The organism is Kineococcus aridisoli, assembly GCF_050871885.1.
Taxonomy (GTDB): Bacteria; Actinomycetota; Actinomycetes; order Actinomycetales; family Kineococcaceae; genus Kineococcus.
This window is the reverse complement of record NZ_JBJLSF010000003.1, coordinates 51,150-74,793: the sequence shown is the minus strand read 5'-3', so window position 1 is coordinate 74,793 and position 23,644 is coordinate 51,150. Positions and strand designations below refer to the sequence as shown.

Sequence of the window (23,644 nt, the reverse complement as noted above, 5' to 3'; positions counted from 1 at the left end):
GACGACGTGAGCCTGTCAAGAACTTCTTGACCGCTCCGGGTGATCCGGCCCCGTAGGGTGGACGCCCAGGACCAGCGGGGGGTGGTGGCGCCGTGGCGGCGGCAGGTGGGCAGGTGGTCAGCGACCGGGTCCTCACGGTGCCCAACGCGCTGAGCGCCCTGCGGCTGCTGCTCGTGCCCGTCTTCGCCGTGCTCATCGTGCGCGGCCACGACGGCTGGGCGCTGCTCGTGCTCGCCGTCAGCGGCGCCAGCGACTACCTCGACGGCCTGCTCGCCCGCCGCTGGGACCAGGTCACCCGGCTGGGGCAGGTGCTCGACCCGTTCGCCGACCGCCTCTACATCCTCACCACGCTGCTGGGCCTGGCCCACCGCGGGCTGGTGCCGTGGTGGCTGGTCGTCGTGCTCGTCGCCCGCGACGTGGTGCTGGCCTGCACGGTGCCCTTCCTGGCCGCCCTCGGCCACAGCGTCCTGCCCGTGCACTTCCTCGGCAAGGCCGGCACCTTCTGCCTGCTCTACGCCTTCCCGCTGCTGCTGCTCGGCGAGGTCGCGCACTCCGTGGCCGAGGTCGCCGGCGCGCTGGGCTGGGCGTTCGCCCTGTGGGGCACGGGCCTGTACTGGTGGGCGGGGGTCCTCTACGTGCAGCAGGTGGTGCAGCTGTGGCGCGCCGAGCGCCGGTGAGCGGCGCTCGGGCCCCGCGCGACCCGGCCGCCAGCACCGCCCTGCTCACCGAGGTCATGCAGCGCCCGCTGGACCCCGGCTACGCCGCCGCGGCGGCCCGGCGCGCCGAGCGCGGCGAGCAGCGCCGCCCGGCCGCCCGGGCCGGCACCCTCCTGGCCGCGCTCGCCATCGGCGTCCTGCTCGCCGTGGCGGGCCTGCGCGCCGCCGCCGCCGAGCCGGAGGCCGACCGCGGCCGGCGCCAGCTGCTGGAGCGCGTCGAGGCGGGCACCGCGCGCACCGACGCCCTCGCCGCGCAGGTGGCCGCCCTGCAGGCCGCCAACGCCGACCTGGCCGCCCGCCTGGGCGGCAGCGCGGCCGCGGCGGCCTCGGCGCGCGCCGACGAGCTCGCGGTCGCCGCGGCCGCGGTGGCCGTCAGCGGGCCCGGGGTGCGCGTCGTCCTCGACGACGCGCCGGTGCCGGACGAGGGGATCGGCACCGGCGCGGCGGACACCTCCGGGCGGGTCCTCGACCGCGACGTCCAGCTCGTCGTCAACGGCCTGTGGCAGGCGGGCGCGGAGGCCGTCTCGGTCAACGGCCAGCGCCTGAGCGCGCTGTCGTCGATCCGCGCGGCCGGTGAGGCCGTGCTCGTGGACCACCGCCCCCTCACCCCGCCCTACGCCGTCTCCGCCGTCGGCGACCCGACCCGGTTGCAGACCGGCCTGGCGGCCTCCGTCGCGGGCCGCTACCTGCAGGTGCTGCGCGACAACTACGGCATCGGCGTCGAGGTGCAGGCCCGCACCGAGGACGACCCGCTGACGCTGCCGGCGGCCCAGCGCCTGGACCTGCGGCTGACCGTCGCGGACGCGCGGTAGCGTTCCGCGACGTGGTCGCAGCGCTCGGACTCCTCGTCGGCATCGTGGCGGGCGTGCTCCTGCACCCCGAGGTGCCGGTGTTCCTGCAGCCCTACCTGCCGATCGCCGTCGTCGCCGCCCTCGACGCCGTCTTCGGCGGTCTGCGCGCCGTCCTCGACGGCATCTTCGACGACCGGGTCTTCGTCGTCTCCTTCGCCTCCAACGCCGTCGTGGCGGCGCTGATCGTCTACCTCGGCGACCAGCTCGGCGTCGGCTCGCAGCTGTCCACCGGTGTCGTCGTCGTGCTGGGCGTGCGCATCTTCTCCAACGCCGCCGCGATCCGCCGGCACCTGCTCAACGCGTGAGCGCCGACCGGCGGCCGCCGCGGGAGCCCGCGGGGGAGCGCCCGCAGGAGCACCCGGGGGAGCGGGCCCCCGCACCTCCGCGGCGCCCGCCCTGGCGGCGGCTGCTGCGCGCCGGCCGCCCGCGCGCCACCCGCGGTCAGCTGCTGGCCGGGCTGCTGTGCGCCGCGCTGGGCTTCGGGGTCGTCGTGCAGGTGCGCTCGACCGACTCCTCGGGGCTGGACGACCTGCGCGAGAGCGACCTGGTGCGCATCCTCGACGACACCACCGAGCGCGGGGACCGGCTGGCCGACGAGCTGCGCAGCCTGGAGGCGACCCGCGAGCAGCTCACCGAGGGCAGCGACTCCGCCCAGGCGGCCGAGCGCGCCGCCGCCGAGCGCGCCACCGAGTACGGCCTGCTGGCCGGCACGCTGCCGGCGAGCGGGCCCGGGATCGTGGCCACGGTCTCCGACCCCGGCGGCGCGGTGCGCTCCACCCACCTCATCCAGCTCGTGCAGGAGCTGCGCGACGCGGGGGCGGAGGCCCTGCAGGTCGGCGGCACCCGCGTCGTGGCGAGCACCGCGTTCGCCGACGACCCCGGCGGCGTCCTCGTCGGCGGCCGCACCGAACCGGCGCCCTACGTCGTGACCGCCGTCGGCGACCCCGACACCCTCTCCACGGCCCTGGACATCCCCGGCGGCGTGCGCGAGACGCTGCGCCAGGCCGGCGCGCAGCTGGAGGTGCAGACCTCCGAGGTGGTGCGGGTCAGCGCCTTGCACGCGCTCTCCGCGCCTCAGTACGCTCGCCCGGCGTCGCCGGAGCCCTCTGCGGACCAGTGAGCACCACCCAGCCGCCCGCCACCCGAGGAGTCCCCGCCGCCATGTCGAACGTCCCCGCCGACCTGCGCTACACCAGCGAGCACGAGTGGGTGCGCGTCGAGGCCGACGGCACCGTCCGCGTCGGCATCACCGACCACGCCCAGGACGCGCTCGGCGACGTCGTCTACGTCTCGCTGCCGGCCGAGGGCGAGAGCGTGAGCGCCGGCGGCTCCTGCGGCGAGGTGGAGTCGACCAAGAGCGTCAGCGAGATCACCGCCCCCGTCAGCGGCACCGTCTCCGGGCACAACCCCGGGCTGGAGACGCGTCCCGACCTCGTCAACAGCGACCCCTACGGCGAGGGGTGGATGTTCACCATCACCCCTTCCGACCCCGCCGAGGTCGACGCCCTGCTCGACGCGCAGGCCTACGCGGTGCACGCCGGGTGACTGCCTGCTGACCCGCAGGGTCCTCCCGGCTAGGGTGGTCGCGAAGATCCGTGGCCAGTGCGTGGAAGGTGGTGTCGATGTCTGCGGGCACGTCGCCGGAGGACGACCAGACCCCTGACGAGGTGGCGGCCGAGCGGCCGGTGGACTCGACCATGTCGTTCGCCGGCCTGGTCGCGCCGGAGGTGCACGAGGGCGCCGAGCGCGGCCTCACCAGCGACGACCGGGCCGCCATCGAAGCCCTGCCGGCCGGTTGCGCGCTGCTCGTGGTGCGCCGCGGGCCCAACACCGGCTCCCGCTTCCTGCTGGACGCCGAGCGCACGTCGGCGGGCCGGCACCAGACCAGCGACATCTTCCTGGACGACGTGACGGTCTCCCGGCGGCACGCGGAGTTCCTGCGCGCCCCGGACCCGGTGACCGGCCCCGGCTTCCGGGTGCGCGACGTGGGCAGCCTCAACGGCACCTACGTCAACCGCGAGCGCATCGACGACGTCCTGCTCAAGGCCGGCGACGAGGTGCAGATCGGCAAGTACCGCATGGACTACCACCCGAGCTCGGAGGTCGCGCAGCCGTGAGCGTCTCCGGAGCCCGCCCGCTGGACCCGAGCGCCCCCCGGATGACGATCGGGGAGGTCATGGCGATCCTGTCGCCGGACTTCCCCGAGGTCAGCATCTCCAAGATCCGCTTCCTCGAGGAGCAGGGGCTCGTCGAGCCGGGGCGCACGGCGGCCGGGTACCGCAAGTTCTCCTCCGACGACGTGGACCGGCTGCGCTACGTGCTCTCCGCCCAGCGCGACCACTACCTGCCGCTGCGGGTCATCCGGGAGAACCTCGAGGCGATGGACCGCGGGCTGCAGCCCCCGGAGCAGCCGGGGGCGGCCCCGCGGGTGCCGACGGTGGTCCCCGCCGCGGGCGTGCCCGGAGCCGAGCGCTTCGAGGGCCGCGCGGCCGACCTGCGGCTGACGCGCACCGAGCTGCTGCGCGAGTCCGGCGTCGCCGCGGAGATGCTCGACGCCCTCGAGGGCTTCGGCGTGCTCTCCCCGGCCCCCGGCGGGCCCTGGTACGACGGCGAGGCGCTGGAGGTCCTGCGGGCCGCCGCCGCCCTGGCCGCGCACGGCATCGAGGCCCGCCACCTGCGGATGTTCCGCACCGCCGCCGACCGCGAGGTCGCCCTCGCCGAGCAGGTCGTCGCGCCGATGCAGCGCCAGCGCTCGGCGGAGGCCTCCGCGCGCGCCGAGCAGGTCGCGCGGGAGATCTCCGCCGCCTGCCTGCGCCTGCACACCGCGCTGGTCGCCGGGGCGCTGGGACGCGTCACCGGCTGAGCACCGGTCGGGCACCGGCCGGGCGGCCTCCCGGGTGCGGGCACCGGGCACGGGGTACGGTGAAGCCGTGCGCGCGCTCGATGTCATCGGCGTCAGGGTCGAGATGCCTTCCAACAACCCGATCGTGCTCCTGCGCGAACGCGACGGGGACCGGTACCTGCCCATCTGGATCGGTGCGCCGGAGGCCAGCGCCATCGCCTTCGCCCAGCAGGGCGTCGTGCCCCCGCGGCCGCTGACCCACGACCTGCTCAAGGACGTCATCGAGGCCGTCGGCCGGCGCCTGGAGGAGGTCCGCATCGTGGAGATGCGCGACAACGTCTACTTCGCCGAGCTCGCCTTCGACGGCGGCCTGGTGGTCAGCTCGCGGACCTCCGACGCCATCGCGCTGGCGCTGCGGGTGGGGTGCCCGATCGTGAGCGCCGAGGAGGTCCTGGACTCCGGCGGCGTGCCGGTGCCCGACGAGGACGAGGACGAGGTCGAGAAGTTCCGCGAGTTCCTGGACCACATCTCCCCGGAGGACTTCGAGTCCGGCGAGCGGTGAGTCCGCGGTCCACCGGGAGAAGGTCGGAGGGCGGCGCGCCGCGCGCCTCGTTGACGCTCCGGGGGTGCCGCTCTACGGTCAGTGTGCAGGACGCTCCCGCTCGAAGCCTCGACGGGTGGCGATGACGAGGAGGCCGGCGTGAGCAGTAGCGACGCAGTCGCGGGGTCGTCGCGGAAGTCCCAACCCGCCCGCGCGCAGGGTCTGCTGTTCGAGGAGGACCTCCCGGACCTCGACGACGAGGTGGGCTACCGCGGTCAGACGGCGTGCAAGGCGGCCGGCATCACCTACCGCCAGCTGGACTACTGGGCCCGCACGGGTCTGGTCGAGCCGAGCGTGCGCGGTGCCTCCGGATCCGGCTCGCAGCGGCTGTACGGCTTCCGCGACATCCTCGTGCTCAAGGTCGTCAAGCGGCTGCTGGACACGGGGGTCTCGCTGCACCAGATCCGCACCGCGGTGACGCACCTGCGCGAGCGCGGTGTCGACGACCTGGCGCAGATCACCCTCATGTCCGACGGCGCCAGCGTCTACGAGTGCACCTCGGCGGACGAGGTGATAGATCTCGTCCAGGGCGGTCAGGGCGTGTTCGGCATCGCGGTGGGCCGCGTCTGGCGCGAGGTGGAGGGCGAGCTGGCCTCCCTGCCCAGCGAGCGCCCGGCCGACCGGGACCCCGGGCACACCGCGATGGTGCTGGCCGACGAGCTGTCCGCCCGCCGCCGGGCCCGCGAGGCCGGCTGACGCCGGTCGGCACCCGCCTGGCCCTGCTCGCCCCTTCCCGCACGTCGAAGGCCCGGACGCCCCGCACGGGGGCTCCGGGCCTCGTTCGTGCACCGGGCGGCCCGCCCGGTGCACGCCCTCAGTCGACGAGCTCCGGGCGGGGCAGCGCCTGCATCGCGAACGGGTCCACGACCCAGTCGTGCGCGTCGGGCAGCCACAGCACGGCCGCCAGCAGCGAGTCCGCCCAGGTGCCCAGCAGCTCGTCCAGGCCCACCCGCCAGGAGTGCTGGTAGCCCTCGCCGTCCTCGGAGAGCACGAGCTGCTCCACGTCCGCGCGGCTGGAGCCCAGCCGCACCGCGATGAGCTCCTCGTCGCGGGCGAACATCGGCAGCAGCGCCGGGGGAGCGGCGAGCCCGGGCCCCTGGCCGCTGGCCCGGCGCAGCGCCTCGTCGAGGTCCAGCGGCACCCAGCCGCCGGGGCCGACCGTGGGGGCGCTCGTGCGGTAGCGGGTGCGCACCGGGTCCACCCCGTCGACCTCGCGCCACCACGCCCGCGCCGCGCGCGGCAGCAGCAGCCCGAGCTGGCGCTCGACGGCGTCGAGGCGGGAGTCGTCCACGCCGGGGCGCAACCGGGTGGCGATGTCGGCGCCCGAGCGCGTCCAGTGCGCGCGCAGCCGCTGCACGAGCTCGTGGATGCGGACGGCCTCGGGAGCCTCCGCACCGGTGGGGCGCTCGGGGACCTCCGGGCTGCTCGGGCGGGCGGGGCCGGCAGCGCTGCCGCGCGCCGCGCGGACCAGCCGCTGGCGCTCGACCGGGGCCTTCGACGTCACGGGACCTCCTCGGACCGCGCCGCTGCGCGGGGGATCAGGGGTGGTTGCTGCCAGAACGGTTGCGGCGCACCACCGAACACGACGGTAGGTGCTCGGTGATCGTCCCGCACCTCGGACGCGCGCCGGCGCCGCCCGGTTCCCCCGGTGCCGGCCGGCGCGACCGCTGCGCTCAGTCCTTCTCCAGCACGCGGTCCAGGACGGCGTCGAACTGCAGCGCGAGCGTCTTGGCGGTGCGGGCGCGCAGCGCGTGCAGCGGGAGCCCGGCGCCCTGCGACTGCGGGACCGCGGCCCGGTCCGGCAGCGGCTCCAGCACGAGGTCGCCGAACAGCGAGCGCAGCTCCTCGTAGCGGAAGCGCTGCTCGCCCGAGCGCTGGGTGAAGCGGTTGACGAGGACCCCGACGACGCGCGGCGCGGGCCGCAGCGCGCGCACCTCGCGCAGCGTGCGGTCCACCGCGGCGACGGAGAAGCGGCTGGCGTCGCTGACGACGAGGACCGCGTCGGCGGCCCGCCACGCCGAGCGGGTCAGGCCGTTGAGCGAGGGCGGGGTGTCCAGCAGCGCGAGGTCGTGGTCGTCGACCTTGCGCAGCGCCCGCCGCAGCGACCTCAGCGCCTCCTCGTCGGCGTCGGGGCCGTCCAGGCCCGCGGACTCGGCGGAACCGGTGAGCACGTCCAGCAGCCCGGGGTGGTCGGAGACCCAGCCGCTGGGGGCCACCGCCTCCTCGGCGACGCGCCGCTTGGGGTTGCGCAGCACCGCCGCCACGTCGTGCGGGCGCTGCGCGCTCACGTCGAGGCCGGAGGTGGCGTCGGCCTGGGGGTCCAGGTCGACGACGAGGGTGCTGGTGCCGCGCTGGAGGGCGGCCGAGGCCAGACCCAGGACCACCGACGTCTTGCCCACACCACCCTTGGCGCTGCAGACGGCGAGGCTGATCACGGGCGAACCCTAGCGCTCCGCCGGCCCTGCCCCGGTGCCCTACAGTGGTGCGCGGCCGTGCATCCCGCGCGGGAGAGACCCCGGTGCGACCGGGGCGCCGAAGGGGCAACATCCCCGGAACCTCTCAGGCGGAAGGACCACGCGGGACAGGCCGATCTGGAGCCCCGCCGCGGGTGACAGACGGGGAGGTCCGTACCCCCGCCCGCGACCTCCGGAGCGTCCCATGACGACGACCGCACCCGAGCCCACCGCCCTGCCGGAGCTCTCCGCCGACCCCGCGCCGCTGCCCTTCAGCGCCCGCCACATCGGTCCCGACGCCGCCGCCGTGGCCCGCATGCTGGCCGTCGTGGGGCTGACCTCGACCGACGAGCTCGTCGAGCGGGCCGTGCCCGCCGGCATCCGCGACGGCGTGCTGGACCTGCCCGAGGCCCTCGACGAGGCGTCGGTCACCGCGGCGCTGCGCGCCCTGGCCGGCCGCAACCGCGTCGTGCCCTCCATGATCGGCCTGGGCTACCACGGCACCCGCACCCCGGCCGTCGTGCGCCGCAACGTGCTCGAGGACCCCTCCTGGTACACCGCGTACACGCCCTACCAGCCGGAGATCTCCCAGGGCCGCCTCGAGGCGCTGCTGAACTTCCAGACCGCCGTGGCCGACCTGACCGCCCTCGACGTCGCCAACGCCTCGCTGCTCGACGAGGGCACCGCGGCGGCCGAGGCGATGACGCTGGCCCGCCGCACCTCCAAGGCGCCCGCCGGCGCGGTGTTCGCCGTCGACGCCGACGTCCTGCCGCAGACGCTGGCGGTGCTGCGCACCCGCGCCGTGCCGCTGGGCATCGAGCTGCTCGAGGTCGACCTCGACGCGCCCGACCCGCTGGCCGCCGTCGGCGAGCGCGGGGTGTTCGGCCTGCTCGTGCAGTACCCGGGCACCTCGGGCAGGGTCCGCGACCTCGAGGCCGTCGTGGCCGACGCCCACGCCCGCGGGGCGGTCGCCGTCGCGGCCGCCGACCTGCTCGCCCTCACCCTGCTGCGCGCGCCCGGGGAGTTCGGCGTCGACGTCGCCGTCGGCTCCAGCCAGCGCTTCGGCGTGCCCATGGGCGCGGGCGGCCCGCACGCGGCCTACGTGGCCGTGCGCAAGGGCCTGGAGCGCTCGCTGCCCGGGCGCCTGGTCGGCGTCTCCGTCGACGCCGACGGCAAGCCCGCCTACCGCCTGGCCCTGCAGACGCGCGAGCAGCACATCCGCCGCGACAAGGCGACCTCCAACATCTGCACCGCGCAGGTCCTGCTCGCGGTGATGGCCGGCTGCTACGCGGTCTGGCACGGTCCCGAGGGCCTGCGCACCATCGGCGGGCAGGTCGCGCGCCGCGCCGGCGCGATCGCCGCCGCGCTGCGCGCGGGCGGGGTCGAGCTGCTGCACGCGGAGTTCTTCGACACCGTCGTGGCCCGGGTGCCCGGCCGGGCCCGCCGGGTCGTCGCCGACGCCCTGGCCGCCGGGGTGAACCTGCGCCTGGTCGACGAGGACCACGTGGGGCTGACCGTCGACGAGACCACGACCGACGCCCACGTCGCGGCCGCCCTGCGCGGTTTCGGCGTGCAGCCGCTGGAGGGCGCGCAGGAGCACGCGCTGCCGGCCGCGCTGCTGCGCCGCAGCGGCTACCTGCAGCACCCGGTCTTCTCCCAGCACCGCTCCGAGACGGCGATGCTGCGCTACCTGCGCCGGCTCTCCGACGCCGACTACGCCCTGGACCGCGGCGCGATCCCGCTGGGCTCGTGCACGATGAAGCTCAACGCCACCACGGAGCTGGAGCCGGTCTCCTGGCCGGAGTTCGCCGACCTGCACCCCTACGCGCCCGCCGACCAGCTGGCCGGCACCGCCCAGCTGGTCGCCGACCTCGAGCGCTGGCTGGCCGAGGTCACCGGCTACGACGCGGTCTCGCTGCAGCCCAACGCCGGCTCGCAGGGGGAGTTCGCGGGCCTGCTGGCCATCCGCGCCTACCACCTCTCCCGCGGCGACGCGGAGCGCACGGTCTGCCTGATCCCCTCCTCGGCGCACGGCACCAACGCCGCCAGCGCCGTCATGGCGGGGCTGCAGGTCGTCGTCGTGCGCTGCGACGAGGCCGGGAACGTGGACCTGGACGACCTGCGCGCCAAGACCGCCCAGCACGCCGAGCGCCTGGCCGCCCTCATGGTGACCTACCCCTCCACCCACGGGGTGTACGAGGAGTCCATCCGCGAGGTCTGCGCCCTGGTGCACGAGGCGGGCGGGCAGGTCTACGTCGACGGCGCCAACCTCAACGCCCTCGTCGGCCTGGCGCGCCCGGGCACGTTCGGCGCCGACGTCTCGCACCTGAACCTGCACAAGACCTTCTGCATCCCGCACGGCGGCGGCGGCCCCGGCGTCGGGCCGGTGGCGGTGCGCTCGCACCTGGCGCCGTTCCTGCCCGGCACCTCCCCGGCCGCCGGCGCCGACGGCTCCGGCGTGGGCATGGTCTCCGCCGCGCCGTTCGGCTCCGCGGGCATCCTGCCGATCTCCTGGGCCTACCTGCGCCTCATGGGCCCCGACGGGCTGCGCGCGGCGACGGTGCAGGCCGTGCTCAGCGCGAACTACGTCGCCACGCGGCTGGAGAAGGCCTACCCGGTGCTCTACCGCAGCCCCGGCGGGCTCGTGGCCCACGAGTGCATCCTCGACCTGCGGCCGATGACGAAGGCCACCGGCGTCACCGTCGACGACGTCGCCAAGCGGCTGGTCGACTACGGCTTCCACGCTCCGACGATGTCCTTCCCCGTCGCCGGCACCCTCATGGTCGAGCCCACCGAGAGCGAGGACCTCGCCGAGCTGGACCGCTTCTGCGACGCGATGCTCGCCATCGCCGAGGAGGTCCGCGAGATCGCCGACGGCGCGTGGGCGGTGGCGGACTCCCCGCTGCGGCACGCCCCGCACACCGCCGCCAGCCTGGTGGGGGAGTGGGAGCACCCCTACACCCGTGAGCAGGCCGTCTACCCGGGCGGGATGGACCCGCGGACCAAGTACTGGCCGCCGGTGCGCCGCATCGACGGCGCCGCCGGCGACCGCAACCTCGTCTGCTCCTGCCCGCCGCTGGAGGAGTACGAGTCCTGACGGGCTCCCTCCCGGCGGTGACCCCCGCGGTGATCCCGCACGGGATCACCGCGGGGAGGGGCGGGTAGGGTCGGGACCACGAGGGGGTGGTCGCGGTGGGGTTCCTGGAGTCGCTGCTGGAGAACAGCTGGCTGCTGTGGATCGCCGCGGCCCTCGTCCTCGGCATCCTCGAGCTGGCCAGCCTCGACCTCGTCTTCGCCATGCTCGCCGGCGGTGCCCTGGCCGGCGCCGGCGCCGACGCCCTGGGCCTGGGCTACGTCGGGCAGGTGCTCGTGGCGGCGCTCGCGGCCGGCCTGCTCCTGGCCACCATCCGCCCGCTGCTGCTGCGGCGGCTGCGGATGCCGGCGGCGGGCACCACCAACACCCCCGCCCTGCTCGGCCGCACGGCGCTCGTCCTGGACGACGTCAGCGCCCGCGGCGGCCTGGTCAAGCTCGTCGGGGAGACCTGGTCGGCGCGCACCGCCGCCGGGCGGACCTTCGCCGCGGGCGAGGACGTCGTCGTCGTGGCCATCGAGGGCGCCACGGCCGTCGTCGACGCACCCCCCGCGCCCCAACGACCGGAGGAGGCGCCCTGATGGGCACCACCGTCACCCTGATCGTCCTCGTCCTCGTGGTGGTCTTCGTCGCCGCGGTGATCATCCGGACGATCCGCATCGTGCCGCAGGCCACCGCCGTCATCGTCGAGCGGCTCGGCCGCTACAAGACCACCCTCGACGCGGGCCTGCACTTCCTCGTGCCGTTCATCGACAAGGTCCGCGCCACCGTGGACCTGCGCGAGCAGGTCGTCTCCTTCCCGCCGCAGCCGGTCATCACCTCCGACAACCTCGTCGTGAGCATCGACACGGTCATCTACTACCAGCCGACCGACCCCAAGGCCGCCACCTACGAGATCGCCAACTACATCCAGGGCATCGAGCAGCTGACCGTGACGACGCTGCGCAACGTCATCGGCTCGCTGGACCTGGAGCAGACCCTCACCAGCCGCGACCAGATCAACGGCCAGCTGCGCGGGGTCCTCGACGACGCCACCGGCCGCTGGGGCATCCGCGTCAACCGCGTCGAGCTGAAGGCCATCGACCCGCCCGCCAGCGTGCAGGACTCGATGGAGAAGCAGATGCGCGCCGAGCGCGACCGGCGCGCCGCGATCCTCAACGCCGAGGGCCTCAAGCAGTCGCAGATCCTCACCGCCGAGGGCGAGAAGCAGTCCTCGATCCTGCGCGCCGAGGGCGCCGCGCAGGCGGCGATCCTGCGCTCGCAGGGTGAGGCGAAGGCCATCACGCAGGTCTTCGACGCCATCCACCGCGGCGACCCCGACCCCAAGCTGCTGGCCTACCAGTACCTGCAGACGCTGCCGCAGATCGCCAAGGGCGACGCCAACAAGGTGTGGATCGTGCCCAGCGAGCTGAACGACGCGCTCAAGGGGTTCGGCTCGATGTTCGCCGCCCACGGCGACGGCGCCGGGCAGGGCGGCGGCGCCTCCGCCGCGGGGGCCGCCCGGGCGCCGCGCCCGGCTCCCGAGCCGGCGACCCACTTCGAGGAGGTCGTGCTCGAGGACCCCGAGGAGGCGCTGCGGCGCGCCCGCGAGGAGGCCGCCGGCGCCTCCCGCGACGCGGAGGAGACCACCCGCATCAGCGGGCAGGGACCCGTCGCCGGTCCCTGAGCCGCCCGACCTCCCCGCCGGTCACGTCGGCCCGGGCGTCCCGGCCCGGCCGGGGCCGGGTGCGCTCGTACCACTGCGCGCACAGCACGAGCGCGGTGGCCACCTCGACCGCGTCGCCGCCGTAGAACAGCAGCTCCGCCCCGGAGCCGCCGCCGCGGGCGTACAGCAGCTTGGCCACGACGTGGTGGGCGGCGGCGGCCACCAGCAGCAGCACCGCGCGCCCGAGGGTGCCCGGCCGCCCGGGCACCGGGTCGCGGCCGACCAGGCAGGTGCTGAACAACCACCCCGCGGCGAGCATGTGCACCATCAACGGCCCGTGCAGCGCGTGCGGCAGCGGCGCCAGCCAGAACACCGCCACCCCGCCCACCTGCAGCACCAGCACCACCGGCGCCCACGTCACCGCCCGGGCCCAGCGGCTGTGCAGCAGCGCCAGCAGCACCCGCCGCGGCGCGCGCGGCAGGGTGCGCAGGGCCAGGCTCACCGGTGCCGACAGCGCCAGCAGCAGCGGGGCGAGCATCGTCAGCAGCAGGTGCACCGCGACCTCGTCGACGAGGGTGCGCACCGGCCACAGCGCGGCGGCGCTCGCGCTGAGCACGGCGGCAGCCGCCACCGCCGTGCGCGCCACCGGCCAGCGGTCCCCGCGCCGGTGCAGCCGCGACTCCGCCCACAGGTAGGCGCCCAGCCCGGCCCAGGCCGCCACGGCGACGGCCTCGGGCAGCAGCGGCGTCACCCCGTCCGTGCCCGCTCGCGCCGCCGGTGGCGCGCGAGCAGCGCCAGGCCCGCGAGGAGCGCCAGGGCGCCGGCGAGGTTCCACACCAGGTCGTAGGGCAGCAGCTCCACGCCGTAGCGGACCTGGTGCAGCTGCAGCAGCTTGTGGTGCACCAGCCCGTCGTAGAGCTGGAAGCCGCCGCTGCCGACGAGGACGCCCGCCAGCAGGCGCGGGCGCACGGTGGCCCGCCGGCGCTGCAGGTCGGCGAACAGGAACATCCCGCCGACCATCGCCAGCCACCCGAAGGCGTGGAACCAGCCGTCGGAGACCAGCCCGGCGGTCGTGGTCGAGCGGTCGTAGAAGTGGTGCCAGTGCAGCAGCTGGTGGAAGACGACCTCGTCGACGAAGGCGGCGATCCCGACCCCGATGAGCAGACCGGTGACCAGCGACCTGCGCCGCGGGCCGCCGGGGCTCCCGCGGCGCTCGGAGCCCGCCGGGCGCTCGGGGCTCACGGGACGAGGACCTCCACGACCGCGTCGCGGCGCAGCTGCTCCAGCTCCGCCGCCTGCCGCTCGGCGCGCGCGAGCAGCTCCTGCAGCTCGTGGGCGTCGAGCCGGGCGTCGGTGCGGGCGACCTCGAGCAGGCTGCGCCAGCCCGCCGCCTTGCCGAGCACGCCCAGCGTCAGCACCTCCAGCTCCACCACCAGGCGCAGCGGGGACTGGCGCACCAGGCGCCCGTTGGGCTTGAGCGCCCCGGCGGCCTCGCCCACCCGGGCCGCCAGCTGCAGCGAGCGCCGCGGCTGCACGCCCAGCGAGCGGGCGATGCGCTCCAGCGCCCGGCGGTCCTGCGCCACCTCGTCGTGCAGCCGGGACAGCGCCTCCCCGTAGCGGGTGCCGCGCTGGGCCTTGGCGGCCCGCGCGAAGCGGGCGCGGCCCGCGGCCGCTCCGGCCAGGTGGTCGTCGACGTACACGCTCAGCAGGTCCACACCGCACGCGTACCCACCGCCCGGACGGGGTAACCCCCCGGGGTGGACACCCCGCACCTGTCGCTGACCTTCGTCGGCACCGCCACCGTCCTGCTGCGCTGGGGCGGCCTGACGCTGCTGACGGACCCGAACTTCCTGCACCGCGGCCAGTACGCCTACCTCGGCAAGGGCCTGGTCTCCCGGCGTCTGACCGACCCGGCGATCGCCGTGGAGGACCTGCCGCCGCTGACGGGGGTGGTGCTCTCGCACCTGCACGGCGACCACTTCGACCGCGTCGCCCGGCGCGGGCTGGAGCGCTCGGTGCCCATCGTCACCACCCCGCACGCGCAGCGGCGCCTCAGCGGCCGGCACGGCTTCAGCGCGGTCACCGGCCTGCGCACCTGGGAGGACCACGTGCTGACCGCCGGCACCGAGCAGGTGCGGGTGACCGCGGCGCCCGGCCGGCACGCGCCGGGGGCCGTGCAGGGGCTGCTGCCGCCGGTGATGGGCAGCCTGCTGGAGTTCGGCCCGGTGGGCGGGCCGGTGCAGCGCACCGTCTACGTCTCCGGCGACACCCTGAACGTGCCCGAGCTGGCGCACGTGCCGCTGCGCTACCCGCACGTCGACCTGGCCGTGCTGCACCTGGGCGGCACGACGCTGCCGGGCGGCGTGGTGGTGACGATGGACGGCGTGGCCGGCGCGGACCTGCTGCAGCTGGTGGAGCCGGCCGCGGCCGTGCCGGTGCACTACGACGACTACGGCGTCTTCCGCTCCCCGCTGTCGCACTTCCGGGCCGAGGTGGAGCGCCGCGGGCTCGGCGGGGTGGTGCGCTGGGTGGAGCGGGGGGAGACCGCCGACTTCTAGCAGCGCCTCCCGGGGTGCCGGGAGCGCCCGCCGACGACACAGTGGGGTCGTGGGCACGGACGTCGTGGTCGAGGACCTCCCCGAGCGCTCGCCGGGCACCCGCCGGTGGCTGTTCGCCGACCAGCTGGGCCCGCACTTCCTCGACGGCCCGCACCAGCCGGTGCTGCTGCTGGAGTCCACCGACGTCTTCACCCGGGGCCGCTTCCACCGCCGCAAGGCGCACCTGGTCCTGTCCGCGCTGCGCCACCGCGCCGCCGAGCTGGGCGAGCAGGCCCTGTACGTGCGCGCCCCCACCTACCGCGAGGGCCTGGGCGAGTGCGGGGAGCCGGTGAGCGTGTGCGACCCCACCTCCTACCCGGCCCGGCGCTTCGTGCGCCGCCTGGAGGGGGTGCAGGTGCTCGCCTCGCGCGGCTTCGTCGTCTCCGAGCGGCAGTTCCGCACCTGGGCCGACGCCCGCGGGCAGCGCCGGCTGCTCATGGAGGACTTCTACCGCGACGTCCGCCGCCACCACCGGCTGCTGATGGACGGCGAGCGGCCCGTCGGCGGCGCGTGGAACTACGACCACGACAACCGCTCCGGCCCGCCGAAGCAGGCGGCGCTGGACGTGGACGAGCCGTGGTGGCCGGTCGAGGACGACATCGACGCGCAGGTGCGCGAGGACCTGGACCGCATGGAGCGCGACGACGGCGTCGAGTTCACCGGTCGCGACGGCCCGCGCCGCTTCGCCGTGACCCGACGCGAGGCGCTGGCCGCGCTGCGCCGCTTCCTGGAGCGGCGGCTGGAGCAGTTCGGCACCTACGAGGACGCCATGCTCGCCGGTGACCGCTGGATGTCGCACTCGCTGCTGTCGGCGCCGCAGAACCTCGGTCTGCTCGACCCGCTGGAGGTGGCCCGGCGCGCCGAGGAGCACGGGCGCGCGAACGGGGTGCGGCTGGCCTCGGTGGAGGGCTTCGTGCGCCAGGTCGTCGGCTGGCGCTCCTGGACCTGGCACCTGTACTGGTACCTGGGCGAGGGCTACGAGCAGCGCAACGCCCTCGGCGCGACCACCCCGATCCCGGGCTGGTTCGGCGACCTGGACGCGGACGCGGTGGAGGCCGCCTGCCTGCGGCACGTGCTCGCGGAGGTGCGCGACGAGGGCTGGACGCACCACGTCCCGCGGCTGATGGTGCTGGGCAACTGGGGGCTGCAGCGCGGCTACCGGCCGGCGGAGCTGGCCGACTGGTTCTGGCGCAACTTCGTGGACGGCTACGACTGGGTGATGACCACCAACGTCGTGGGGATGAGCCAGCACGCCGACGGCGGGCTGCTGGCCACCAAGCCGTACGCCGCCGGCGGCGCCTACGTCGACCGGATGAGCGACTTCTGCGGGAGCTGCCGCTACGACCCGAAGGTCCGCGTCGGCGAGGACGCCTGCCCCTTCACCGCGGGCTACTGGAACTTCCTCGCCCGCCACCGCGAGCAGCTGGCGGGCAACCACCGGATGGCGCAGGCCCTGCGGGGGCTGGACCGGCTGCGCGACCTGGAGGGAGTGTTGCACCAGGAGGCCGAACGGGGAGCGGAGGCACCGTGAGCAGTCCGGGGATCGACACCGCGCGGGTGAGCGAGCTGCTGGCGCGGGCGCGGTACGTGCAGCTGACGACGTTCCGCCGCGACGGGCGGGCGGTGCCCACACCGGTGTGGGCCGGCCGGCTGCCCGACGGCCGGCTCGTCGTCGTGACCGAGGCCGGGCTGGGCAAGGTGAAGCGGATCCGCCGCGACCCGCACGTCCAGCTCGTCCCCTGCACCGTGCGCGGCACCCCGCGCGGGCGGCCGGTGGACGCCCGCGCCGACCTGCTGGAGCCCGACCTGCTGCCGGTCGCCGACGCCGCGATGCTCGACGCGTACGGCTGGCAGTACCGCGCGTACTGCGCCTTCGAGCGCCTGCTGCAGCGGCTGGGGCGCTTCGACGGGCGACGGGTCGCGATCGCGCTGACCGTCACCGGCTGAGGTCCACCGGGCCCTTGCCCCGGCGCGGCCGGAGGAGGACCGTCGGTGCGCGGGATCTGGGCCGTCGAGCCGTCCGCGGCGGCCCTGCGCCTGGCGCGGGAACGGCGCGAGGCCTCCGCCGTCCCGGTCACGATCGCCGGCGACGACGCCCAGCGGCTCGACCTGCCCGACGCCCGCTTCGACGCGGCGCTGTGCACCTGGACGCTGTGCGGCGTCCCCGACCCCGTCGCCGCGCTGCGGGAGGTGGCGCGCGTGCTGCGCCCCGGCGCGGCGCTGCACCTGCTCGAGCACGGCCTCGCCCCCGACGAGCGCACCGCCCGCTGGCAGCGGCGCGGCAACCGGCTCGACCTGCGGCTGGCCGGCTGCGTCCTCGACCGCGACGTGCCCGCCCTGCTGGCCGAGGCCGGGTTCGCCGTGGTGGACCTGCGCACCGGCGTCGAACCCGGGACCCCGCGCGTCAGCGGGTACACCTACGAGGCGCGCGCGGTGCCCGTGCGCTGAACGGTCCCGGCGCCCCCGCCCGGCGACCACGCGCACCGCACCGGGCAGCAGGACGCCCGCACCGCCGGGGGGCGGTGCGGGCGGGCGGTGGCTCAGGCGCGGCCGTAGCGGCGGCGGAACTTCTCCACGCGGCCCTCGGTGTCCAGCACGCGCGCGTTGCCGGTCCAGAACGGGTGGCTGGCCGAGGAGACGTCGACGTCGAAGACCGGGTAGGTGCCGCCGTCCTCCCACTCCACGGTCGGCAGGCCCTCGCGCGAGGTCAGCGTGGAGCGCGACAGGAACGAGGTGCCGGCGGACTTGTCGCGGAAGACCACGAGGGCGTAGTCGGGGTGCACGTTCGTCTTCACGGGGACCTCCAGAGGTCGGTGAGAGCTGTTCTCACCGGTGCACCCTGCTCAACCGCGCCGGGCCCCGATCCATGCCCGCCCCGGCCGGGTCGTCCCGGCCCGGGCCGCACGCACGACCGCCCGGGACGCGCGGTCCCGGGCGGTGGTGGTGCGCCGTGAGCGGTGCGGCTCAGAAGATGCCGTTCTCCTTGATCTCACGGGCACGGGCGCGGTTGCTGGTGATGAGGAAGACGATGCCGAGCAGCAGGTAGAGCAGGCTGCTCGCGCCGTCGGCGGGCAGCACCTCCGCGGGGGAGTTCTGCACGATGCCCCAGCCGGTCAGGCCCATCCCGATGAGCAGCAGCGCGTGCAGGACGGCGCTCTTGTGGGCCTGGCGCACCGAGCCGGCGAAGACCAGCACCGTCACGCCGTACAGGAACAGCAGCGTTGAGGTGAGGACGGACACCTGGAAGACGCCGAGCAGCTGGGCGCCGCTGCGGAAGATGCCCAGCTGGTCGTAGTCCGTGGTGATGCCGGGGACCAGCCCCAGGACGCCGAGGACCATCAGGACCCCGCCGGTGATCCTGGCGTGCTGGCGGACCGGGCCGCCCCTGGTGGTCGCCGCTTCGATGGCCGCCGGAGAGCTCATGCGCACCATCATCCCGCAACCGCCCGGTGGCGCCCGTCACCGGGTGGCGACACACCGGTGCGCGCGCCCGCGGGTGCGCCGGCGCCGCCTCAGCAGGAGGTGAGCCGCGCGCTGCGGGCGCCGCGGGCGGCGGCCAGCAGGTCCAGCTCCTCCGCCAGCGCCGAGCGCACCCGCGCCGGCAGCTCCTGCCAGCCCTCGCCGTCCACGAGCAGCACCCCGGGCGCGCCGATCGGCCGCCACACCAGCCGGTGCCGCTGCGCCGGCACGGTGATCGCGCGGTCGCGCGCCTGCAGCCACGGGTCGCCGGGGGGCAGCAGCCGCACCAGCCGGGCCGGCTGCGCCGAGGTCAGCGAGCCGGCGTCCTCGGCGGGCGCCCAGGTGCGGCGGCCGTCGACGGAGAACTCGGCCAGGCCGTCGGGCCAGGCGGCGCGCACGTCGGCCACCGACACCTGCAGGCAGCCGGCGACGTCGGCGGGGGTGGCAGGGCCGAGCAGGTGCAGGTAGCGGCGCACCAGCCGGTCGGTGCCGGCGGCCGCCTCGGGCACGCGCAGGTCCGGCAGCAGGCGGAAGGCGTTGGCCCGCCCGGCGCGCACCAGCTCGGCGCCGCCCGCCAGGCCCGCCGCCTGCAGCACCGACCCGGCCACGTGCCGGGCCCCGCAGGGCACGCGCTCGGTGACCCCGCGCGACAGCTCCGCCTTCGGCACGGGGCCGTCGGCGGCGGCGAGGACCTCGTGCACCGCCGCGGCGACGGCGCGGAAGGCGGCCAGGCCCAGGCGGGCGCCGTCGGCGATCCGCGGGTTCGCCAGCCGGCGGGTGGCGTCGGCGTCCGAGCGCGGCCACAGCGCGTCGGCCAGCGCTTGCAGCTCCGCGCGCCGGTGCAGCGCGGGAGCACCGCGGGCGCCCCAGACCAGGGCCAGCGCGTCGTCGGCGTGCCCGCCGCGCACGGCGAGGGCGGTGGCGGCCGCCGGGTGCGGGACGTCGACGATGCCGAGCGCGGTCACCGCCAGGGCGGAGCCCGCCACCGCGCGGCGCGGGCGGTCCAGCTCCTGGGCGCGCACGCGGTGCGCCAGGACCTGCTCGCGGCGCAGCACCACCGCACCCGTCGCGCCCACCCCGCGCTCACCTCCCTGCCCGTCCCGGTCGAGGACGCCTCAGCCGGTGACGCCTCAGTCGGGACGCCTCAGCTGGAACGCCTCAGTCGGGGATGTAGTCGAAGGTGTCGGGGTTCGGGCCGGTGCGGCCCTCCTCGCCCTTGTCCAGCGCGCTGATGGCGGCGACGTCCTCGCCGGTCAGCTCGAAGTCGAAGAGGGCGAAGTTCTCCTCCATGCGCGAGGGCGTGGCGGACTTGGGGAAGACGATGTCGCCGCGCTCGACGTGCCAGCGCAGGGTCACCTGCGCAGGGCTCTTGCCGTACCGCTGGGCGATCTCCGTGATCACCGGGTCGTCCAGCACGGCGCCCTGCGCGATGGGCGACCACGCCTCCACCGCGGTCTGCTGCGCGGCGCTGGCCTCGCGGGCCGCCTCGTTGGTGAAGTAGGGGTGCACCTCGATCTGGTTGACGGCGGGCACCACGCTCGCCTCCTCGCGCAGGCGGCGCAGGTGCTCGGGCTGGAAGTTCGACACGCCGATCGAGCGCAGGCGGCCGTCGGCGTGCGCCTCCTCCAGCACCTTCCACGTGGAAACGAAGTCGCCGCCGTAGCGGGTGGGCAGCGGCCAGTGGATGAGGAACAGGTCGAGGTGGTCGGTGCCCAGCGCCGCCAGGGAGCCGTCGATCGCCCGCCGCGCCGCGTCGGGCTCGTGGAAGCCGTTGTCGAGCTTGCTCGTGATCCAGACGTCCTCGCGGGCCAGGCCGGCGTCGCGCACGCCCTGGCCCACCTCCGCCTCGTTGCCGTACATCTCGGCGGTGTCGATGTGCCGGTAGCCGATCTCCAGGGCCTTGCGCACCGCCTCGGCGGTCTGCGCGGGCTCGATCTGGAAGACCCCGAAGCCCAGCTGCGGGATCCGGCGTCCGTCGTTGAGCGTGATGGCGGGTACTGCCACGGGAAGTCCCTCCTGAGGGGTGGAAGCCGACGCGGGACACGCTGGCCCCGGGTGCGCGTGCCCGCCACCGGAAGCTGTCGTAGGGTCCACGACCAGGAGGTGCGGCATGGGTCTCAAGACCTTCCTCGAAGGGTGGCCGGTCTACCGGCAGCTGACGGGTGACGACCCGCTGGGGCGCGGTGCGGCCACGCAGTCGGCGCGGTCGAAGGCCCTGACACCGCGCACGGTGACGGCCGACCGCGTCGCGAAGTCGGTCTGCCCGTACTGCGCCGTCGGCTGCGGTCAGCGCGTCTACGTCAAGGACGAGCGCGTCGTGCAGATCGAGGGCGACCCGGACAGCCCGCACTCGCGCGGGCGGCTGTGCCCCAAGGGCTCGGCCAGCGAGCAGCTCGTCAACGGCACGGGCCGCGAGACGACGATCAAGTACCGCGCGCCCTACGCGACCGAGTGGACCGACCTGGACCTCGAGACCGCGATGGACATGATCACCGACCGGGTGCTCGACGCCCGGCGGCGCGGTTGGCAGGACGCCGACGACCAGGGCCGCCCCCTCAACCGCACGATGGGGATCGCCAGCCTGGGTGGCGCCACGCTGGACAACGAGGAGAACTACCTCATCAAGAAGCTGTTCACCGCCATGGGCGCGATCCAGGTGGAGAACCAGGCCCGCATTTGACACTCCGCCACGGTGCCCGGTCTGGGTGCCTCGTTCGGTCGCGGTGGGGCCACCGGTGACCTGCAGGACCTGAGCAACGCCGACGTCATCGTCATCCAGGGCTCGAACATGGCCGAGTGCCACCCGGTCGGGTTCCAGTGGGTGATGGAGGCCAAGGCGCGCGGGACCAAGGTCATCCACATCGACCCCCGCTTCACGCGCACCAGTGCGCTCGCGGACACCTACGTCCCGATCCGCACCGGCACCGACATCGTGCTGCTCGGGGCGATCATCAACCGCGTCCTGACCCAGGAGCGCGACTTCCGCGAGTACGTGCTGGCGTACACCAACGCCTCGTGGATCGTCAGCGAGGACTTCCGGGACACCGAGGACCTCGACGGGCTGTTCTCCGGCTTCGACTCCGAGACCCGCTCCTACGACACCTCCTCCTGGCAGTACGCCGGCTCCGAGGGGCAGGGCGACGAGGAGGAGGAGACCGCCGAGTCCACCGACAGCGAGTCCGGCCACGCCCTGGGCTCCGGCGGGGCGGCGGTGGACCACGAGCGCATCCAGCGCGACGAGACGCTGCAGCACCCGCGGTGCGTCTTCCAGGTGCTCAAGCGGCACTTCGCCCGCTACACCCCGGAGATGGTCGAGGAGGTCTGCGGCATCCCGCAGGACCTCTTCGAGGAGGTCGCCGAGGCCTGGATCTCCAACTCGGGCCGCGAGAGGACCGGCGTCCTCGTCTACAGCGTCGGCTGGACCCAGCGCGGCACGGGCGTGCAGTACATCCGCACCGGCGCCATCCTGCAGCTGCTGCTGGGCAACATGGGCCGTCCCGGCGGCGGCGTCATGGCACTGCGCGGGCACGCCTCGATCCAGGGCTCGACGGACATCCCGACGCTGTACAACCTGCTGCCGGGGTACCTGCAGATGCCGCACGCCGAGCGGCACCCGGACCTGCAGACCTACGTCGACTCCATCAAGGGCCCGAACCAGAAGGGCTTCTGGTCCAAGGCGGACGCCTACACCGTCAGCCTGCTCAAGGCGTACTTCGGCGAGAACGCCACGGCGGACAACGACTACCTCTTCGACTCCCTGCCCAGGATCAACGGCGACCACGGCACTTACGGCCAGGTCATGGACATGATCGAGGGCGGGAAGATCTTCGGGTACTTCCTGCTGGGGCAGAACCCGGCGGTCGGCTCGGCCAACGGCCGCGCCCAGCGCCTGGGCATGGCCAACCTCGACTGGATGGTCGTGCGCGACCTCGTGATGATCGAGAGCGCCACCTTCTGGAAGGACGCCCCCGAGGTCGAGACGGGGGAGATCGTCCCCGAGGAGTGCCGCACCGAGGTGTTCTTCATGCCCGCCGCCTCCCACGTGGAGAAGGAGGGCACCTTCACCCAGACGCAGCGGCTGCTGCAGTGGCGCGAGAAGGCGGTCAACCCGCCGGGCCAGGCCACCAGCGAGCTGTGGTTCTTCTACCACCTGGGCCGGAGGATGCGCGAGAAGCTGGCCGGTTCCACCGACCCGCGCGACCGGCTGCTGTTCCAGATGACCTGGGACTACCCGCTGCACGGCGAGGAGCAGGAGCCCAGCTCCGAGGACGTCCTCAAGGAGATCAACGGCTACGACCTCAGCACCGGTGAGCTGCTGTCGGGGTACACGGCGATGAAGGCCGACGGCACCACCTCCGGGGGGTGCTGGATCTACTCCGGCGTCTACGCCGACGGCGTCAACCAGGCCGCGCGCCGCAAGCCCGGTCGCGAGCAGTCCCTGCACGCCCCCGAGTGGGGCTGGGCCTGGCCGATGAACCGCCGGGTGCTCTACAACCGCGCCTCGGCCGACCCGGACGGCAAGCCGTGGAGCGAGCGCAAGGCGCTGGTGTGGTGGGACGAGGAGCAGGGCCGCTGGGTCGGGGACGACATCCCCGACTTCGAGGCGACCAAGGCGCCCTCGTACCGCCCGCCGAAGGGCGCCACCGGCATCGAGGCCATCGCCGGCGACGACCCGTTCATCATGCAGAGCGACGGCAAGGGCTGGCTCTACGCGCCCAAGGGCGTCGTCGACGGCCCGCTGCCGGCGCACTACGAGCCGGCCGAGTCGCCGTTCCGCAACGCGGTCTACACCCAGCAGGCGAACCCGGCGCGGGAGATCTACACCAACCACCTCAACGAGGTGCACCCCTCCCCGCCGGAGCGCGGCAGCGAGGTGTTCCCGTTCGTGTGGTTCACCTCCCGGATGACCGAGCACCACACGGCGGGCGGCATGAGCCGCTACCTGCCCTACCTGGCGGAGCTGCAGCCGGCGCTGTTCATGGAGGTCTCCCCGGAGCTGGCGGCGATGCGCGGTCTGGAGCACCTGGGCTGGGCGCACGTGGTCACCGCGCGCGCCGTCGTGGAGGCGCGGGTCATGGTCACCGACCGGCTGGCCCCGCTGCGGGTCCAGGGCACCGAGGTCCACCAGGTCTGGCTGCCCTACCACTGGGGCCAGGGCGGGCTGACCACCGGTGACGTCGTCAACGACCTCGCGCACCTGACGCTGGACCCCAACGTGCACATCCAGGAGTTCAAGGCCGGCACCTGCGACGTGCTGCCCGGCCGGCGCCCGCGCGGGCCGGCCTCGCTGGAGCTCATCGACGCCTACCGCGTCCGCGGCGCGGTGACGATGTCCTCCGGCGCCGTCTCGGTGACCTCCGAGCTCCTCGACCCGCAGGGCAAGACCCGC

At 75.0% G+C, this 23,644-nt stretch carries 25 protein-coding genes, 1 pseudogene and 1 riboswitch; of the genes and pseudogenes, 17 read left to right on the top strand and 9 right to left on the bottom strand.

Annotated elements, in window-relative coordinates; translation table 11 throughout:
- The first annotated feature begins 113 nt into the window (after nt 1-113).
- From clsA to ACRYM2_RS01745, 9 genes are all read left to right on the top strand, one after another.
- Entirely contained in the window at nt 114-677 is a 564-nt protein-coding gene (clsA, locus tag ACRYM2_RS01785; protein WP_432519419.1) for a cardiolipin synthase ClsA, read from the top strand.
- Complete coding sequence (locus ACRYM2_RS01780) at nt 674-1,528, top strand: DUF881 domain-containing protein (protein ID WP_432519417.1); 855 nt, start codon at nt 674-676, stop codon at nt 1,526-1,528. Before clsA ends, ACRYM2_RS01780 begins: the two co-directional genes overlap by 4 nt.
- Nucleotides 1,529-1,539: 11 nt before the next feature.
- The gene (locus tag ACRYM2_RS01775; RefSeq protein ID WP_166617301.1) at nt 1,540-1,872 is read left to right on the top strand and encodes a DUF1290 domain-containing protein; all 333 of its coding nucleotides are present in this window, start codon (nt 1,540-1,542) and stop codon (nt 1,870-1,872) included.
- Nucleotides 1,869-2,687, top strand: a complete 819-nt coding sequence (locus tag ACRYM2_RS01770) for a DUF881 domain-containing protein (protein WP_432519416.1) — start codon at nt 1,869-1,871, stop codon at nt 2,685-2,687. The genes ACRYM2_RS01775 and ACRYM2_RS01770 overlap by 4 nt, the downstream gene beginning before the upstream one ends.
- A 41-nt stretch (nt 2,688-2,728) precedes the next feature.
- Entirely contained in the window at nt 2,729-3,112 is a 384-nt protein-coding gene (gene gcvH / locus ACRYM2_RS01765) for a glycine cleavage system protein GcvH (RefSeq protein WP_432519415.1), read from the top strand.
- 77 nt (nt 3,113-3,189) lie between these two features.
- Nucleotides 3,190-3,684 carry an FHA domain-containing protein gene (locus ACRYM2_RS01760; RefSeq protein WP_432519414.1) on the top strand — a complete coding sequence of 165 codons (495 nt, stop codon included), beginning with the start codon at nt 3,190-3,192 and terminating at the stop codon, nt 3,682-3,684.
- The gene (gene ftsR, locus ACRYM2_RS01755) at nt 3,681-4,430 is read left to right on the top strand and encodes a transcriptional regulator FtsR (RefSeq protein WP_432519412.1); all 750 of its coding nucleotides are present in this window, start codon (nt 3,681-3,683) and stop codon (nt 4,428-4,430) included. Before ACRYM2_RS01760 ends, ftsR begins: the two co-directional genes overlap by 4 nt.
- A gap of 67 nt (nt 4,431-4,497) precedes the next feature.
- A complete protein-coding gene (locus ACRYM2_RS01750; protein ID WP_166617305.1) occupies nt 4,498-4,971 on the top strand; it encodes a bifunctional nuclease domain-containing protein in 474 nt (157 codons plus the stop codon).
- A gap of 138 nt (nt 4,972-5,109) precedes the next feature.
- Nucleotides 5,110-5,706, top strand: coding sequence for a MerR family transcriptional regulator (locus tag ACRYM2_RS01745; protein ID WP_166617306.1), 597 nt, complete (start codon nt 5,110-5,112; stop codon nt 5,704-5,706).
- A gap of 118 nt (nt 5,707-5,824) precedes the next feature.
- Here ACRYM2_RS01745 and ACRYM2_RS01740 read toward each other — a convergent pair whose 3' ends face one another.
- Together ACRYM2_RS01740 and ACRYM2_RS01735 are read right to left on the bottom strand one after the other, a co-directional pair.
- The gene (locus tag ACRYM2_RS01740; RefSeq protein WP_432519411.1) at nt 5,825-6,514 is read right to left on the bottom strand and encodes an SMI1/KNR4 family protein; all 690 of its coding nucleotides are present in this window, start codon (nt 6,512-6,514) and stop codon (nt 5,825-5,827) included.
- Between the two features lie 169 nt (nt 6,515-6,683).
- Entirely contained in the window at nt 6,684-7,445 is a 762-nt protein-coding gene (locus tag ACRYM2_RS01735) for a ParA family protein (RefSeq protein ID WP_432519410.1), read from the bottom strand.
- Between the two features lie 59 nt (nt 7,446-7,504).
- Nucleotides 7,505-7,595, top strand: a riboswitch (glycine riboswitch).
- Nucleotides 7,596-7,668: 73 nt separating this feature from the next.
- On the opposite strand from ACRYM2_RS01735, the gene gcvP reads away from it, so the two are divergent.
- From gcvP to ACRYM2_RS01720, 3 genes are all read left to right on the top strand, one after another.
- Nucleotides 7,669-10,560 carry an aminomethyl-transferring glycine dehydrogenase gene (gcvP, locus tag ACRYM2_RS01730; protein ID WP_432519408.1) on the top strand — a complete coding sequence of 964 codons (2,892 nt, stop codon included), beginning with the start codon at nt 7,669-7,671 and terminating at the stop codon, nt 10,558-10,560.
- An 86-nt stretch (nt 10,561-10,646) separates the two neighbouring features.
- Nucleotides 10,647-11,135 (top strand): NfeD family protein, encoded by a 489-nt coding sequence (locus ACRYM2_RS01725; RefSeq protein WP_432519407.1) that lies wholly within the window; start codon nt 10,647-10,649, stop codon nt 11,133-11,135.
- Nucleotides 11,135-12,220 (top strand): SPFH domain-containing protein, encoded by a 1,086-nt coding sequence (locus ACRYM2_RS01720; protein ID WP_432519406.1) that lies wholly within the window; start codon nt 11,135-11,137, stop codon nt 12,218-12,220. Before ACRYM2_RS01725 ends, ACRYM2_RS01720 begins: the two co-directional genes overlap by 1 nt.
- On the opposite strand, the gene ACRYM2_RS01715 is transcribed toward ACRYM2_RS01720, so the two are convergent.
- Genes ACRYM2_RS01715 through ACRYM2_RS01705 form a run of 3 tightly spaced genes read right to left on the bottom strand, consistent with a single transcriptional unit; the run spans nt 12,189 to nt 13,914 of the window.
- On the bottom strand, nt 12,189-12,950 hold the full coding sequence (locus ACRYM2_RS01715) for a cytochrome c oxidase assembly protein (protein ID WP_432519405.1): 762 nt from the start codon (nt 12,948-12,950) through the stop codon (nt 12,189-12,191). The genes ACRYM2_RS01720 and ACRYM2_RS01715 overlap by 32 nt on opposite strands.
- Nucleotides 12,947-13,441: a DUF2243 domain-containing protein gene (locus ACRYM2_RS01710; RefSeq protein ID WP_432519404.1), complete on the bottom strand. Its 495-nt coding sequence runs from the start codon at nt 13,439-13,441 to the stop codon at nt 12,947-12,949. The genes ACRYM2_RS01715 and ACRYM2_RS01710 overlap by 4 nt, the downstream gene beginning before the upstream one ends.
- Nucleotides 13,438-13,914: a hypothetical protein gene (locus ACRYM2_RS01705; RefSeq protein ID WP_432519403.1), complete on the bottom strand. Its 477-nt coding sequence runs from the start codon at nt 13,912-13,914 to the stop codon at nt 13,438-13,440. Before ACRYM2_RS01705 ends, ACRYM2_RS01710 begins: the two co-directional genes overlap by 4 nt.
- 42 nt (nt 13,915-13,956) lie before the next feature.
- Here ACRYM2_RS01705 and ACRYM2_RS01700 point away from each other — a divergent pair, with 42 nt between their 5' ends.
- From ACRYM2_RS01700 to ACRYM2_RS01685, 4 genes are read left to right on the top strand one after another with little or no spacing between them, the layout of a single operon-like run.
- Complete coding sequence (locus tag ACRYM2_RS01700; RefSeq protein WP_432519402.1) at nt 13,957-14,757, top strand: MBL fold metallo-hydrolase; 801 nt, start codon at nt 13,957-13,959, stop codon at nt 14,755-14,757.
- Nucleotides 14,758-14,806: 49 nt separating this feature from the next.
- Nucleotides 14,807-16,327 (top strand): cryptochrome/photolyase family protein, encoded by a 1,521-nt coding sequence (locus tag ACRYM2_RS01695; protein ID WP_432519401.1) that lies wholly within the window; start codon nt 14,807-14,809, stop codon nt 16,325-16,327.
- On the top strand, nt 16,324-16,743 hold the full coding sequence (locus tag ACRYM2_RS01690) for a PPOX class F420-dependent oxidoreductase (protein ID WP_432519400.1): 420 nt from the start codon (nt 16,324-16,326) through the stop codon (nt 16,741-16,743). Before ACRYM2_RS01695 ends, ACRYM2_RS01690 begins: the two co-directional genes overlap by 4 nt.
- 45 nt (nt 16,744-16,788) lie before the next feature.
- Nucleotides 16,789-17,244, top strand: coding sequence for a class I SAM-dependent methyltransferase (locus ACRYM2_RS01685; RefSeq protein WP_432519399.1), 456 nt, complete (start codon nt 16,789-16,791; stop codon nt 17,242-17,244).
- 92 nt (nt 17,245-17,336) lie between these two features.
- Here the strand turns inward: ACRYM2_RS01685 and ACRYM2_RS01680 are convergent, their stop codons facing one another.
- From ACRYM2_RS01680 to ACRYM2_RS01665, 4 genes are all read right to left on the bottom strand, one after another.
- Nucleotides 17,337-17,591 (bottom strand): type B 50S ribosomal protein L31, encoded by a 255-nt coding sequence (locus tag ACRYM2_RS01680; protein ID WP_432519398.1) that lies wholly within the window; start codon nt 17,589-17,591, stop codon nt 17,337-17,339.
- 169 nt (nt 17,592-17,760) lie between these two features.
- Nucleotides 17,761-18,219, bottom strand: coding sequence for a DUF4383 domain-containing protein (locus tag ACRYM2_RS01675; protein WP_432519397.1), 459 nt, complete (start codon nt 18,217-18,219; stop codon nt 17,761-17,763).
- 89 nt (nt 18,220-18,308) lie between these two features.
- Nucleotides 18,309-19,331 carry a DNA glycosylase AlkZ-like family protein gene (locus ACRYM2_RS01670; protein WP_432519396.1) on the bottom strand — a complete coding sequence of 341 codons (1,023 nt, stop codon included), beginning with the start codon at nt 19,329-19,331 and terminating at the stop codon, nt 18,309-18,311.
- A gap of 82 nt (nt 19,332-19,413) precedes the next feature.
- Nucleotides 19,414-20,259, bottom strand: coding sequence for an aldo/keto reductase (locus ACRYM2_RS01665; protein ID WP_432519395.1), 846 nt, complete (start codon nt 20,257-20,259; stop codon nt 19,414-19,416).
- Between the two features lie 106 nt (nt 20,260-20,365).
- Between ACRYM2_RS01665 and fdh the strand changes: the two are divergent.
- Nucleotides 20,366-23,626: pseudogene (gene fdh / locus ACRYM2_RS01660) on the top strand (formate dehydrogenase); the annotation flags it as partial.
- Between the last annotated feature and the right edge of the window lie 18 nt (nt 23,627-23,644).

Excerpts from the sequence above, each read along its gene's own strand:
- gcvH (WP_432519415.1), top strand. The coding sequence starts at position 2,729 with ATGTCGAACGTCCCCGCCGACCTGCGCTACACCAGCGAGCACGAGTGG.
- ACRYM2_RS01760 (WP_432519414.1), top strand. The coding sequence starts at position 3,190 with ATGTCTGCGGGCACGTCGCCGGAGGACGACCAGACCCCTGACGAGGTG.
- gcvP (WP_432519408.1), top strand. The coding sequence starts at position 7,669 with ATGACGACGACCGCACCCGAGCCCACCGCCCTGCCGGAGCTCTCCGCC.
- ACRYM2_RS01720 (WP_432519406.1), top strand. The coding sequence starts at position 11,135 with ATGGGCACCACCGTCACCCTGATCGTCCTCGTCCTCGTGGTGGTCTTC.
- ACRYM2_RS01675 (WP_432519397.1), bottom strand. The coding sequence starts at position 18,219 with ATGAGCTCTCCGGCGGCCATCGAAGCGGCGACCACCAGGGGCGGCCCG.